The 13059-nt window shown below is 65.7% G+C and carries 15 protein-coding genes; 7 read left to right on the top strand and 8 right to left on the bottom strand.

The window, feature by feature from the left end; genetic code table 11:
* Positions 1–61: 61 nt before the first annotated feature.
* From JQ586_RS35145 to JQ586_RS35135, 3 genes are read right to left on the bottom strand one after another with little or no spacing between them, the layout of a single operon-like run.
* The gene (locus JQ586_RS35145) at positions 62–469 is read right to left on the bottom strand and encodes a MaoC family dehydratase (RefSeq protein ID WP_212399222.1); all 408 of its coding nucleotides are present in this window, start codon (positions 467–469) and stop codon (positions 62–64) included.
* Complete coding sequence (locus tag JQ586_RS35140; RefSeq protein ID WP_212399221.1) at positions 466–921, bottom strand: MaoC family dehydratase N-terminal domain-containing protein; 456 nt, start codon at positions 919–921, stop codon at positions 466–468. The genes JQ586_RS35145 and JQ586_RS35140 overlap by 4 nt, the downstream gene beginning before the upstream one ends.
* Before the next feature lie 7 nt (positions 922–928).
* Positions 929–2113 (bottom strand): lipid-transfer protein, encoded by a 1185-nt coding sequence (locus JQ586_RS35135; RefSeq protein ID WP_212399220.1) that lies wholly within the window; start codon positions 2111–2113, stop codon positions 929–931.
* Between the two features lie 74 nt (positions 2114–2187).
* Here JQ586_RS35135 and JQ586_RS35130 point away from each other — a divergent pair, with 74 nt between their 5' ends.
* From JQ586_RS35130 to JQ586_RS35115, 4 genes are all read left to right on the top strand, one after another.
* Entirely contained in the window at positions 2188–2970 is a 783-nt protein-coding gene (locus JQ586_RS35130; protein ID WP_249148559.1) for a TetR/AcrR family transcriptional regulator, read from the top strand.
* Complete coding sequence (locus JQ586_RS35125) at positions 2900–4456, top strand: long-chain fatty acid--CoA ligase (protein ID WP_212399219.1); 1557 nt, start codon at positions 2900–2902, stop codon at positions 4454–4456. Before JQ586_RS35130 ends, JQ586_RS35125 begins: the two co-directional genes overlap by 71 nt.
* 40 nt (positions 4457–4496) lie before the next feature.
* The gene (locus JQ586_RS35120) at positions 4497–4727 is read left to right on the top strand and encodes a hypothetical protein (RefSeq protein ID WP_212399218.1); all 231 of its coding nucleotides are present in this window, start codon (positions 4497–4499) and stop codon (positions 4725–4727) included.
* Positions 4728–4809: 82 nt separating this feature from the next.
* Positions 4810–5400, top strand: a complete 591-nt coding sequence (locus JQ586_RS35115; RefSeq protein ID WP_212399217.1) for a DUF2889 domain-containing protein — start codon at positions 4810–4812, stop codon at positions 5398–5400.
* Between the two features lie 28 nt (positions 5401–5428).
* Here JQ586_RS35115 and JQ586_RS35110 read toward each other — a convergent pair whose 3' ends face one another.
* From JQ586_RS35110 to JQ586_RS35100, 3 genes are read right to left on the bottom strand one after another with little or no spacing between them, the layout of a single operon-like run.
* The gene (locus JQ586_RS35110; RefSeq protein ID WP_212399216.1) at positions 5429–6160 is read right to left on the bottom strand and encodes an SDR family NAD(P)-dependent oxidoreductase; all 732 of its coding nucleotides are present in this window, start codon (positions 6158–6160) and stop codon (positions 5429–5431) included.
* Positions 6153–7535 carry a class I adenylate-forming enzyme family protein gene (locus tag JQ586_RS35105; protein WP_212399215.1) on the bottom strand — a complete coding sequence of 461 codons (1383 nt, stop codon included), beginning with the start codon at positions 7533–7535 and terminating at the stop codon, positions 6153–6155. The genes JQ586_RS35110 and JQ586_RS35105 overlap by 8 nt, the downstream gene beginning before the upstream one ends.
* Positions 7522–7767: an acyl carrier protein gene (locus JQ586_RS35100; protein ID WP_212399214.1), complete on the bottom strand. Its 246-nt coding sequence runs from the start codon at positions 7765–7767 to the stop codon at positions 7522–7524. The genes JQ586_RS35105 and JQ586_RS35100 overlap by 14 nt, the downstream gene beginning before the upstream one ends.
* Before the next feature lie 99 nt (positions 7768–7866).
* Between JQ586_RS35100 and JQ586_RS35095 the strand changes: the two genes are divergently transcribed.
* Positions 7867–8742, top strand: a complete 876-nt coding sequence (locus JQ586_RS35095) for an acyl-CoA acyltransferase (RefSeq protein ID WP_212399213.1) — start codon at positions 7867–7869, stop codon at positions 8740–8742.
* Here the strand turns inward: JQ586_RS35095 and JQ586_RS35090 are convergent.
* Entirely contained in the window at positions 8739–10535 is a 1797-nt protein-coding gene (locus JQ586_RS35090) for a long-chain-acyl-CoA synthetase (RefSeq protein ID WP_212399212.1), read from the bottom strand. The genes JQ586_RS35095 and JQ586_RS35090 overlap by 4 nt on opposite strands.
* 240 nt (positions 10536–10775) lie before the next feature.
* Between JQ586_RS35090 and JQ586_RS35085 the strand changes: the two genes are divergently transcribed.
* The gene (locus tag JQ586_RS35085) at positions 10776–11759 is read left to right on the top strand and encodes a tripartite tricarboxylate transporter substrate binding protein (RefSeq protein ID WP_212399211.1); all 984 of its coding nucleotides are present in this window, start codon (positions 10776–10778) and stop codon (positions 11757–11759) included.
* 12 nt (positions 11760–11771) lie between these two features.
* On the opposite strand, the gene JQ586_RS35080 is transcribed toward JQ586_RS35085, so the two are convergent.
* Complete coding sequence (locus tag JQ586_RS35080) at positions 11772–12593, bottom strand: SDR family oxidoreductase (RefSeq protein WP_212399246.1); 822 nt, start codon at positions 12591–12593, stop codon at positions 11772–11774.
* 242 nt (positions 12594–12835) lie between these two features.
* Between JQ586_RS35080 and JQ586_RS35075 the strand changes: the two genes are divergently transcribed.
* Entirely contained in the window at positions 12836–13033 is a 198-nt protein-coding gene (locus JQ586_RS35075; RefSeq protein ID WP_212399210.1) for a hypothetical protein, read from the top strand.
* The last annotated feature ends 26 nt before the right edge of the window (positions 13034–13059 follow it).

Genomic DNA, 13059 nt, shown 5'->3' with positions numbered 1-13059 from the left:
ACCCTCCCCGCAAGGGCGGGGCGAGGGAGGGCTCAGTCCTCGCGGCCCTACCGCCTGCGACCTACACCGCGATCACAGCTTCGCCGGCGAGCTTGACCTCGCCGTTCTGATCCTTCGTGGTCAGCGCGAGCTTCGCCCGCTTCTCTCCGCCGTGTTCGAACAGCTCCGTCACCGTGCCCTCGCAGGTCAGCCTGGCGCCAAGCTGGGTGATCGCGGCGAAGCGGGTCGAGAACGAGCGGACACGGGACGGCTCGACCGCATCGGTCAACGCCTGCCCGAGATAGCCCATCACAAGCATGCCGTGCGAGAACACGTCCGGAAAACCGGCCGCTTTCGCGAAGTCGATGTCGACATGGATCGGGTTGTGATCACCCGACGCGCCGCAATAGAGCGCGAGGCGATGGCGGGTGACCGGCGGAAACGCCTTGTGGACGATGCGGTCGCCGACCGATGGAAAGTTCGCGCTCATGACGGCCTCGCATTGCGCACCACCACCGTGCGCGAGGTGTCGGCGACATGGACGCCGTCCTGGTTGGTGACCATGGTCTCGACCACGATCAGGGTCATCGCCCCGCCCTTCTTGTCGGTCACGCCGGTGACCCGCGACTCGAACGTCAGGGTGTCACCGACGACCGCGGGCGCGTGGTAGTCGAAGCGCTGCTCGCCATGCAGCACGTTTGCAAGATCGATCCCGAGCGCGGTCAGGAATTCGAACGGGTCAGCGGCGTCCATCATCTCCAGGCAGAACAGGTAGGTCGGCGGAACCGGCGCCGCCGCATAGCCGGCGGCCCTGGCGGCCTCCGGCTCGCGATAGAGCGGATTGCGCTCGCCGAGCGTATCGAGGAAGAAGCGCAGCCGTCCCGGCTCGACGCGCGCGGTCACGGGCGCGAAGGCACGCCCGACAGCGGATTGATCGACCATGGCAGCCTCAGGCGCGCTGGTAGAGCGTGACGACGCAGGCGCCGCCGAGGCCGAGATTGTGCTGCAGGCCGATCCGCGCACCCTCCACCTGCGTCGCCGCCGCGGTGCCGCGCAATTGCCGCGTCAATTCGTAGCATTGCGCGAGCCCGGTCGCGCCGAGCGGATGCCCCTTCGACAGCAGGCCGCCGGACGGATTGGTCACGATCCTGCCGCCATAGGTGTTGTCGCCGTCGTCGATGAAGCGCGCGGCTTCGCCCTGCCCGCACAGGCCGAGCCCCTCATAGGTGATCAGCTCGTTATGCGCGAAGCAGTCGTGCAGCTCGACGACGTCGAGATCCTCAGGGCCGATGCCGGCCGCCTCATAGACCTTCCTCGCAGCGTCACGCGCCATGTCATAGCCGACCACCTGCATCATATCCTCGGCGCCGAAGGTCGACGGCGTGTCGGTCGTCATCGCCTGCGCGGCGATGCGCACCTGCCTGTTGAGGCCATGCTGCTCGGCGAATTTTTCGGAAACCAGGATCGCGGCGGCGGCGCCGCAGGTCGGCGGGCACGCCATCAGCCGGGTCATCACGCCGGGCCAGATCACCTGGTCGTTCATCACGTCATCGGCCGTGACTTCCTTCCGGAACAGCGCCAGCGGATTGTTCCTGGCGTGGCGGCTCGCCTTCGCGCGGACCTTGGCAAAGGCCGACAGCGGCGTCCCGTATTTCTTCATGTGGCTGAGACCCGCGCCGCCGAAATAGCGCAATGCCAGCGGCACGCCGGGCGCGTCGACGAGCTTGTCGGCGGCAGCGTCGAAATCGTCGAAGGCGCTGGGACGGTCGGTGAAGACGGCCCCCAGCGCACCGGGCTTCATCTGCTCGAAGCCGAGCGCCATCACGCAATCGGCCGCGCCCGACTCGATCGCCTGGCGGGCCAGGAACAGCGCCGTCGAGCCGGTCGAGCAGTTGTTGTTGACGTTGACGATCGGGATACCGGTCATGCCGACCGGATAGAGCGCGCGCTGCCCGCAGGTGGAGTCGCCATAGACGTAGCCGACATAGGCCTGTTGCACGCGGCCATAGTCGAGGCCGGCATCGGCGAGCGCGAGCTTCGCCGCCTCGGCGCCCATCACGTGATACGGCGCGTTGGCGCCGGGCTTGACGAACGGGATCATGCCGACCCCGGCAACGCAGGTGCGTGACGTCATTGAAGTCCTCCCGAAAATTACCCACTGGACTATTTGTTACCCACGGGTAATATACGGGACGCTTCACGGAGTCAATGCGACAACAGCTGCCCGACATGGACGCCCGCTCCCCCTCCGACAACGAATCCCCCTGGCTGCCGTTCGAAAGCCGGCGCCGCGCGCGCGACGAGAAGCGCGAGGCGGTGCTGCGCACGGCCGTGGCGCTGTTCCTGGAGCAAGGGTATCACCGCGCCACGCTGAACGATGTCGCCAAGCGGCTGAACATCACCAAGCCGGCGCTGTACAATTATTTTCGCGGCAAGGATGAAATCCTGTTCGAATGCTGGGCGATCGGCAACGAGCTGGTCGACGAATGCATTGCCGAGACCTCGGCCGGCGTCGGCTCGGGTTTGGACAAGTTGCGCAAGCTGACCGTCCGCTACGCGGAACTGATGACCACCGACTATGGCAAGAGCCTCGTCCGCTTTGACATCCGCGATCTCAACGAGGACAATCGCAAGATCGTCCAGACCGCGAAGCGGAGGATCGACCGCGCTTTCCGCGACTATATCGCGCAGGGCGTCGCGGACGGCTCTGTCAAGCCCTGCGACGCCAAGCTGTCGGCCTTCGCGATCGCCGGCTCCCTGAACTGGATCGGTCACTGGTTCCAGCCCGGCGGCGCAATGACCGGGCGCGCCGTCGCCGAGGAATTCGCGATCCGCCTGACCGAGGGCATCGCCACGACATCAACTCGCAAGAAGGCGGACAAACCGCCCCGCAAGGGAAATGCATCAAGGGAGGAACAGGGTGAACATCACGCACGGACTGCGGCGCGCGCTGCAGGTCAATCCAAACGGGCTCGCAATCGTCTGCGGTGACCACCGCCGCAACTGGGGCGAGGTCGGCACGCGCGTCACCCGGCTCGCCGCTTCCATCCGCGCGCTCGGTGCTGCCGACGGCGACCGCGTCGCGGTGCTCTCGCTGAACTCCGATCGCTATCTCGAGCTCTATCTCGCGGTGGGCTGGGCCGGCGCTGTCATCGTGCCGCTCAACATCCGCTGGTCTCCGCTCGAGAACGAGGATGCCCTGCGCGATTGCCGCGCCGGGATCCTGTTCGTCGACAAGGCGTTTGCGCCGGTCGGTACGGCGCTGGCGAAAGCCGTCCCCGATCTCAGGCTGGTCTATGCCGATGACGGCGAGACGCCGGCCGGGATGGAGAATTACGAGAGCCTGATCGCGCGCCACGAACCTGTCGCGGACGCGATGCGCAGCCGCGACGATCTCGCCGGCATCTTCTACACCGGCGGCACCACCGGCCGCTCCAAGGGCGTGATGCTGAGCCACGGCAATCTGATGGCCAATGCGCTCAACGCGCTCGGCGAAGGCCTGTGGCCGTCGAGCACGACCTATCTGCATGCCGCGCCGATGTTCCACCTCGCCAATGGCGCGGCGATGTATTCGGTGCTGCTCTCGGGCGGCTCAAACGTCGTGATCCAGGGTTTTACGCCCGACGGTGTCGCGGCCGCGATCCAGAAGGAGCGCGTCACCGACGTGCTGCTGGTGCCGACCATGATCCAGATGTTCGTCGACCACCCGACGCTGGGCAATTACGACCTGTCGTCGCTGAAGCGGATCGCCTACGGCGCCTCCGTCATCAGCGACGCCGTGCTGATGCGCGCGATGAAGGCGCTGCCGCATATCGAGTTCACGCAGGCCTATGGCATGACCGAGCTGTCGCCGATCGCGACCATCCTGCACTGGAAGGAGCATATCGGCGACGGCCGCGCCAAGGGCCGGCATCGCGGCGCCGGCCGCGCCACGCTCGGCTGCGAGGTCAGGATCGTCGACGCCGACGACAAGGTCGTGCCATTGGGCACGGTCGGCGAGATTGCGGTGCGCGGCGACGTGGTGATGATGGGCTACTGGGAGCGGCCGGAGGAGACCGCGCGCGCGGTGATCGACGGCTGGATGCATACCGGCGACGGCGGCTACATGGACGCGGACGGTTTTGTCTACGTCGTCGACCGCGTCAAGGACATGATCATCTCCGGCGGCGAGAACGTCTATTCGGCCGAGGTCGAGAACGCGCTGGCGCAGCATCCGGCGGTGGCGCAATGCGCCGTGATCGGCATCCCGAGCGAGCGCTGGGGCGAGCAGGTTCACGCCGTCGTCGTGATGAAGAGCGGCGCCGGCGCGACGCCCGAGGAGCTGATGGAGCACTGCAAGACGCTGATCGCCGGCTACAAGTGCCCCCGCAGCGTCGACATTACCGCGACACCGCTGCCGCTGTCCGGCGCCGGCAAGATCCTGAAGCGCGAGCTGCGCCGGCCGTACTGGGAGAATCGCGACCGGCGCGTGAGCTGACCTGTGCGTCCCGCGTCATGGAGACGCACCGGAGCCCGCAGTGAAGTATCCGGACGGGCAGGAGATCAGGCTCGGCGACACCGTGCGGCTGGACGGTAACGCCGAGGGCGTGGTGGTGTTCTCGATCGATACCAATGAATACGCCGCGGAATTTCCCGGTGACGCCTGGGACTACCTGAAGCGTGGCGTGATGATCGATTTTCCGGAATACGGGCTGATCCATTTCGACCACGACGCGCCCGACCTGACGTTGGTGAGACGTGCGGGCTGACGCATGGCGCGGCCGCGCCGGCGGACGTTGACATCGATGGGGTCGGCCGATTGGATTACCGAAGGCAATCCAGCGAGTCCAGATGTCCGAACATGACGCCAATGCGGTCGAAAAACCTCGCCGCCTGATGCACCGCCGCTCGGTCGAATGCCTGGGTTATCTCAGGGACGACGGCCTGTGGGAGGTCGAGGCGCGGCTGGTCGACACCAAGCCCTATGCGCGGCACGAACGCCATCGCGGCGAGCTCCGGCCCGAGGATCCCGTGCACGATATCCGGCTGCGGCTTGCAGTCGACGACAGCTTTACGATCCGCGAGGCCGGCACCACGATGGCGGCGACGCCCTACCCGTCCTGCCTCGACGTGGAGGGCATCCTGCAGCGCCTGGTCGGCGAGCGCATCGGCAAGGGCTGGCGCGAGATCGTCAGGCGCAAGATCGGCAAGCTCGAGACCTGCACCCATTTGCAGGAGCTGCTGGGGCCGGCGGTGACGACGCTGTTCCAGACCGCGACATCGGGCAAGACGCCGCAAGGCCGCGGCTCGCTCGACCAGCAGCAGGAGATGAAGGAGCCGCCGTTCTTCGTCGGCGGTTGCCATTCATGGCGGCTGGATGGGCCCGTGGTGGCCGAGATGTTCCCGCAGTTTTCGGCCGCGAAGCCGGTGGCGAAAACCTAGAGCAAGTTCGGTTCTGATTGAAAACGCTTTATGCCGTATTCCCGGCATCGATCACCTGCACCGCGCCGGTGATGTTGGTGCCGCCCTCGCCGAGCAGGAATTCGACCGTTGCGGCGACATCGTCCGGCGTCGCGAGCCGGCGCAAGGCACTGCGGCCGGCGATCCGCTCGCGGTCGCCCTCGCTCAGGTTTCCGGTGAGTTCGGTCTCGATGAAACCGGGCGCGATCGCGTTCACGGTGATGCCGAGCTGGCCGACCTCGCGCGCCAGTGAGCGCGTGAAGCCTGCGGCAGCCGCTTTCGTCGCGCCATAGACCGACAGGCCCCTGTAGCCGGTCGTTGCAATGATCGAGGACATGTTGATGATGCGGCCCGCACGGTCGGCCATCATCTGCCGCGCGACATACTTGGTCAGGATGATCGGTGACAGCACGTTGAGGCGGACCAGCGCCTCGATCTGGCTGTTGTGCATGGTCGCGAGCAGGCCCTCGGTGCCGATGCCGGCATTGTTGACGAGCCCGAAGATCGGGCCGAACTCGCCGCGCAGCTCCTTCACGAAGGCGGGGATCGCACCGACCTCGCTGAGATCGAACGCCTTGAAGCCGATTTCGCCGGATGTTGCTGCTGCCGCCGCGATGGCGTCGTCAAGTTCCGCGCCCCGCTTGCGCGCAACCGCGATCACGCGATCGCCGCCAGCAGCGAGGCGCCGCGCGATCGAAAGTCCGATACCTCGGCTTGCCCCGGTGACGAGGATGCTACGCATCTGTTCGCGCCAGCTTGCCGGCCGACGTCACCGCCAGCGTTGGCACGAACCGCACCACGGCCGGCACCTTGTGCGGCTCCAGTGCTGCGCGACAGATCGCGAGCACACCGTCGCGCACCGCATCGCTGTCGCCGGACGAATAACCTTCGGCCAGCACGATATCGGCGGCGACGATCGCACCGGTGATCGGGCTCTTCCGCGCCCGCGCGCGTGACATCCGCACGCCGGGATGGCTGTTGATGACGGCCTCGATCTCCTCGGGATGAACCTTGCGGCCGCCGATGTTGATGATGCCGCCGCGGCGGCCGACGAAATAGCAACGGCCGCCGCGGACTTCCACCATATCGCCGGTGTCGACAAATCCGTCGGCATCGGTCAGTGCAGGGATGCCGGAGCCGACATAGCCGGTCGCGACGCGACCCGAGCGAATGCGCAGCGAGCCGTCCTCGATCTTCATGTCGACGCCTTCGCAGCCGCCATTGAGCATCGACTCGGGGAAACCTTCGCGGCCGTCATTGACGGCAAAGCCGACGCCCGCCTCGGTCGAGGCATAGGCATGCCCGACCGATGCCGCGGGAAAGGTCTGCTTCAAGGCATCGAGGATCGGCTGGTCTGCGATCTCGCCGGACAGCCGCACATAGCGCGGCGCGAATCCATCGGCGGCGCCGCTCATCAAGAGCTTCCGCCAATGCGTCGGCGTGCCCGAAATATGCGTCACACCATGCGCATGGAGGCGCGCGACCCAGTCGGCCATCGCTTCCTTCGGATCCGACAGCACCATCGATCCGCCACCGATCATGGCACGGAGCAGGATCTGCAAGCCGCCATAACGGCGGATGTCGTAGAAGGTCGCCCAAACCGGCGACGTTGGCGCCAGCGTATCAGCAACGATGGCACCGCTGAGGCCCGCGAGCGTGTGGCTGACGACCTTGGGCACGCCCGAGGTGCCCGACGTCAGCATCAGCCATTCCGTCGTGCGCGCTGTGACGGTCGGCGTGGATGCCGACTGCGGCTCCGTGGTCGCGACAAAGTTCTCGATCCCGCTGTCCATCCAGCGCGCCGGGTCATCCGATACCACGGCGTCGATCGCAACCGTCTTGACCAGGCTGGCGAGATGATCGGCGCTGACATCGGGCGGCAACAGCAGCATCCGCTGCGCGACACCGTCGAGCTCGGCGAGCCCGATCGCGGACTGAAGCTGGGTTCCAAGATCGAGCAGCACCGAACGGCCGGTAAGCTCGAACAGCCTTCCGCCGAGCCAGGTCTGCCCCGCCATCCCGGTCAGCGACACCTGCCGATGCGCGTCCGACATCGTGCGGCCCGCAGCAGCGGTCCCAAGATAGCCGCGCAATGGCCTGACGTCAGGCCGGGACATTCTCGTAGGCCCTGACGAAGTCGCCTATTGTGAGGGGGAACGCGGCTTCGTCTGCAATCGTGAAAGGATCACGCCCGAGTTCATCCTCGAGTCGCGCGACCAGGATCGCAAAGCCCAGGGAATCCAGACTGGTGCTCTGAAGCGGCAAATCGTCGTCAAGCGGCGGCAGCGTGATGTTCTGCTCGCGCGCAATCTGCTGCATTTCTGAAATGATCTTTAACCTTATCGACATCAGCTCTTTTGCTTTCCGTGCTGGCTATGACAAGAACATAGGCCTATCCGCGACTATTTACCACGTCATACCGGACTTTTTGCGCGCCAGGGTAAATTGATGGCCGGCTCACATCCCCGTACTCGCGAGATCACCGAGCGGGATCTCGACGTTGTCGGCGACCTGTTGACGCGGGGTTTCGCGTACCGCCCCCGCACCTACTGGATGCGCGGATTGCACCGCCAGGCGACGCGCGAGGTGCCGCCGAATGCACCGCGCTTCGGCTATCTGATGGAGCATGACGGCGTGGCCGTCGGCTGCCTGCTGTTGATCTATGCCCGCAAAATGATCGATGGCGTGGTCGCCGACACCTGCAATGTTTCAAGTTGGTACGTCGACCCCGCGTTTCGCAACTTCGGCGCGATGTTTGCATCGATGGTGCAGAAGCGCAAGGACGTCACTTATTTCAACATTACGCCGGCACGGCCGACCTGGCCGATCCTCGAGGCGCAGGGTTACGTGCGCTGGTGCAGTGGCCAGTTTCTCGCGCTGCCGTTTCTGTCGTGGCGTGGTGCGACGATATCGATCGCGCGGGTGACCGCCGATAGCGCACCGGTTGAAGGCTTGCGCGCAGAGGACGACGCCATGCTGCGGCGCCATGCCGGCTACGGCAATCTCAGCCTGGTCTGCCGCGCCAACGGACGCGCGATGCCGTTCATCTTTTTTCAGCTGCGCAAGCGGCGCGGCTTCATCCCGATGCCCGCGGTGCAGCTTGCCTATTGCCCGTCGATATCGGACTTCGCCGCCTGCGCCGGCGCGCTGGGGCGGTATCTCCTGCTGCGCGGCAAGCCGATCGTGATCCTCGATGCCGACGGTCCCCTGGCCGGCATTCCCGGCCACTTCAGCCAGGCGCGGGGGCGGAAGTATTTCAAGGGGCCACATCGGCCGCGGCTCGTGGATCTCGCGGATACGGAATTGGCGATCTACGGTCCCTAAAGGCGTAAGGTGCCGTCCACTATGCCGGCGAATTTCGCGGCATCGAGCGGCCGATAGGTTGCAGCGGCCGCGTCGCGATAGAACAGGCGGTCGCTGACCGCGGCGGGATCGAAGCCGTCGCTCACGAGCTGGGCGCGCTTCGGCTTGAACGTCTCGGTGACATCAAGCGTCGTGCGGATGCGGATCAGGACCGGCTGCGCGTAGGACGGCAGCCGGCCTTCCATATGACGATACATCGCCGCAATGTCGAAGCCGTCGCCGACCACGATCGCGGCCATTCCGGCGCGGCCATCGGCGCCGGGGATCGTGACGCCGTAAGTGACGGCATCGGTGACGCCGGCAGATGCGAGCAACACCGCATTGACCTCCGACGTCGCGACGTTCTCTCCCTTCCACCGGAACGTATCGCCGGAGCGATCGACGAAACGGAAATAACCGGCGCGGTCGACCTGCATCAGGTCGCCGGTGCGGAACCAGGCGTCGCCTTGCGTGAACACGTCGCGCAGGATCTTCTTGTCGGTCTCGGCAGCATCCGTGTAACCCTCGAATTGGCCACCGCGCTGCTCTTTCGTTCCGATCCGCCCGATCGCTTCACCGGCCTCGTCAGGCGCACACGGGACGCACCATCCTTCGGCCGTACGAAGCGGCGTGCCGTCGGCATCGAGGCGGATGATCGCCGCCGGAAAGCGATGCTTGAGGAACGGAGGGATGCGGCCGATGGCGCCCGGTTTGCCCTCGACATTGTAGAGCGAGAAATTGCCCTCGGTCGCGGCGTAGAATTCCAGGATCCGCGGAATGGTGAAGCGCGACTGGAAGGCCTCCCAGATGTCGCCGGCGAGGCCATTGCCGCAGGCAAGGCGCAGCCCGTGCGTGCGCTCTGCCTCGGCCTCGGGCGACTTGAGCAAGAAGCGGCAGAGTTCACCGATATACTGGAAGATGCTGCAGTCCCAGCGCGCGATATCGTGCCAGAAGCGGCTCGCCGAGAATTTTTCCGATATCACGACCGAGGCGCCTGCGCTCAGCATGCTGCACGGCGCCGCCACGCCGCCGACGCTATGATAGAGCGGCAGGCAGTCGTAAAGACGGTCCGCCGCCGTCGCGTCCATCAGCCCTTCGAACCAGCGTCCCCAGGTCAGCACCCGCCGATGCGTGACATTGGCCGCCTTGGGCAGCCCGGTGGTGCCGGAGGTGTAGATCATCAGCGCGCGATGCTCGGTCGTGACCGCACGGCGCTCCGCCGCCGACAGCGGCCCGACATCGTATCCGGCCAGGGCCTCCGTGAGGTCGGCCTTGTCGCCGCTGCCGTGCAGGCGGAGCGTCGGCCGCCCGGCAAGAAGCGGCGCGGCTCCTTCGAACGCCTCGCGCAACCCGGCCGCGACGATGACATGCTTGGCGCGGGACACGTTGATGCAATGCGCGAGCGACGGTCCGACGAGGTTGGTGTTGATAAGCGCGACCACCACACCGACGCGGCTGAGCCCGAGCCAGGCCGCGAGATACTCCGGCCGGTTCGGCATCAACAGTGCGACGCAGTCGCCGACCGCCAAGTCCTCCGCCAGCGCCCAGCGCGCATAGCGGTGGATACGCTCCGCAAGCTCGCGATAGGTGAAGCTTTCGCGGTCCGAGACCAGACAGGCCTGCGCGGGGCTGCGCTCCGCCCATTCATCGATCAGGTCGGCGAACAGCCGCTGCGGCTCGGCCTCGATTTGCGCCGTCAGCTCGATCGCCCTCAGCCAGCGCTTGTTGGCCGACGCTGCCTTGCCTTCACTGCCGTTGGGTGGATTGGATGTCATCGGATCACGACCGCACGCGTTTATGGCTATAGCCGGGCGCAGGCCCGGGAATGTCAAAGACAAAGGTTAAACCCGCCGGCGCGGGCGCGCATTACCCATCTATGCTTAATTCCAATTCGACAGCACCGCTTGTGCTCCGGTTTCTTTGGTTAACGCCACGCCGCCTTTACCAAATGCGTGTGAAAGTCGTGCGTCGTGAACCGGGGAACCGTATGTGCTGAGGACAAACGGAGAAGCCCCATGATTGCACGCAGAGCGTTCGTCCTTTCGTTGTTCGGTGCCGGCTGCCTTGCCGCCACGGCGCAACACAGCCCGGCGCTCGCAGATGGCGTCTACCCCGCGCGCGCGGTGCGCTGGATCGTGCCCTATGCGGCTGGCGGGGCCACCGACGTGCTGTCGCGCCTGATCTGCCAGAGGCTGACCGAGCGGCTCGGGCATCCCTTCGTGGTCGAGAACAAGCCCGGCGCCGGCAGCAACATCGGCACCGAGGCCGTGATCACCTCGCCGCCGGACGGCTACACGCTGCTCTTGACCAGCACGGCGAACGCGATCAACGCTTCCTTCGATCCGACCATCCGCTACGATTTCAGCAAGAGCATCGCCCCGGTCGCCGGCGTCGCGAGGATTCCGCTGGTGCTGGTTGTCAGCAACGATCTGCCGGTGCACAGCGTCGCGGAATTCATCGCCTATGCGAAGAACAATCCCGGCAAGGTCAGCGTCGGATCATCGGGCGTCGGCACCTCGCTGCATCTGTCGGGCGAACTGTTCAAGGCGATGGCCGGTGTCGATCTCGTCCATGTTCCCTATCGCGGCTCGGTGCCCGGCCTGACCGACCTGATGTCCGGGCAGATCCAGGCCATGTTCGATAACGTCACCTCGTCGTTCGAGCTGGTGCGCGGCGGCAAGATCCGCGCACTCGGCGTGACGACCAGGGATCGTTCCGAGCTGCTGCCCGACGTGCCGCCGATATCGGACGTCTTGGCCGGCTACGAGACCAGTTCGTTCTACGGTGTCGGTGCGCCCGCCGGAACACCCAGGGAGATCGTCGATCTGCTCAATCGCGAGGTCAACGCCGCCCTCGCCGACCCCGCGATCAAGGCGCAGATCGGCCAGCTCGGCGCGATCCCGATCTCGGGCGACGCCGGCACGTTCGGCGCCATGCTTGCCGCCGAGACGGCGCGGTGGCGGACCATCGTCGCTCTCGCCAGCCCGAAGGCGCATTGACCGCCGCGCAGCTCAGGAGATTCCCGTCAGCTTGAGACTGAGCGCCCTCAGGCGGCGGCGCGCCTCCGCATCATAGGCCTGCGGATTGGCACGCGCCTGGTTCATGCCGTTGAAGAACAGCCCGCTCTGGCCTGCGACATCCTCGCCATGAACCAGATGCAGGATGGCATCGCCGCCCTGCTCCACCGTCGACATCGGCGTGGTGCCGCTGGCGCGCACCATCGTCGTGTTCATGTAGGTCGCCGGGTGCAGCGAATTCACGGTGACGCCGGATCCCTGCAACTGCTCGGCGAGATCGATCGTGAACATGATCTGCGACAGCTTGCTCTGCGAATAGGCGCGGCCGCCGCTGTAGTTCCTGACGATCATCACGTCGTCGAAATCGATCGGCTGCTGTCCGAGCGAGGCGACGTTGACGATACGCGCCGGTGCGCTCGCCTTCAGCCGCGGCAAGAGCATATGCGCGAGCAGGAAGCCGGCGAGATAGTTCACCGCAAAGCGCAGCTCGTGGCCGTCCTTGCTGGTCTGCCGCGCCGGCCCCTCGTTCAGCGAGCCGATGCCGGCATTGCTGACGAAGACGTCGAGGCGGTCATGATCGGCGAGCACGAACTCCGCCAGCTCGCGGACCTCGGCAAGCGAGGAAAGGTCGGCCTGATAGAACACCGGCTCGCGGCCGCTGACCCGCTTGATGTCAGCGACGAGCGTTTGCGCGCGCGCCGTGTCGCGACCGTGGATCAAGACCTTCGCGCCGGCCTGCGCCAGCTTCACCGCGACATAGCGGCCGACGCCATCGGTCGAGCCGGTGATCAACACGGTCTTGCCATCCATCGTCATCGCCATGGTCCCTCGGTCGCTCCCCTGCACCGTTTTAGAACATAATCCGGAATTCCGGCTTTGCCAGAAGAGCGCAGCCGGCTCGACTACCGCCTAGACTGTAAAGTTCCATCACTAACTTTTAGGTTGCATTCCCTCATATCGACCCGCAGTATCGCGTTGGGGGGCCGTGCTGAAGGCCGCAGAGGCGATCCGCTCTCCTCTGCTCATATTGGAAGAACCAACTCATTTGGAGACACGCAATGGCAACCTCTGGCCCGATTCGTCCGCTCTATGGCGTCATCATTCGCGACAAGTGCAAATACGCCGACCTCTCCACGCTGAAGGCCTACAAGACCGTCGGCCACGATCTGCTCAAGGATTACAGCGGTTCCGACGCCGATGATCTCAAGGCGTCCCTGAAGGAACTCGACACCGCGATCGCGGCCAAGGGCGGCTAGCGCCGGCCGTACAAGGCCGGCTGCGG

Origin of the sequence: Bradyrhizobium jicamae (genome assembly GCF_018130215.1) — a bacterium.
In the GTDB taxonomy this organism is placed as follows: Bacteria; Pseudomonadota; Alphaproteobacteria; order Rhizobiales; family Xanthobacteraceae; genus Bradyrhizobium; species Bradyrhizobium jicamae_A.
This window is presented reverse-complemented; position numbering and strand designations above follow the sequence as displayed.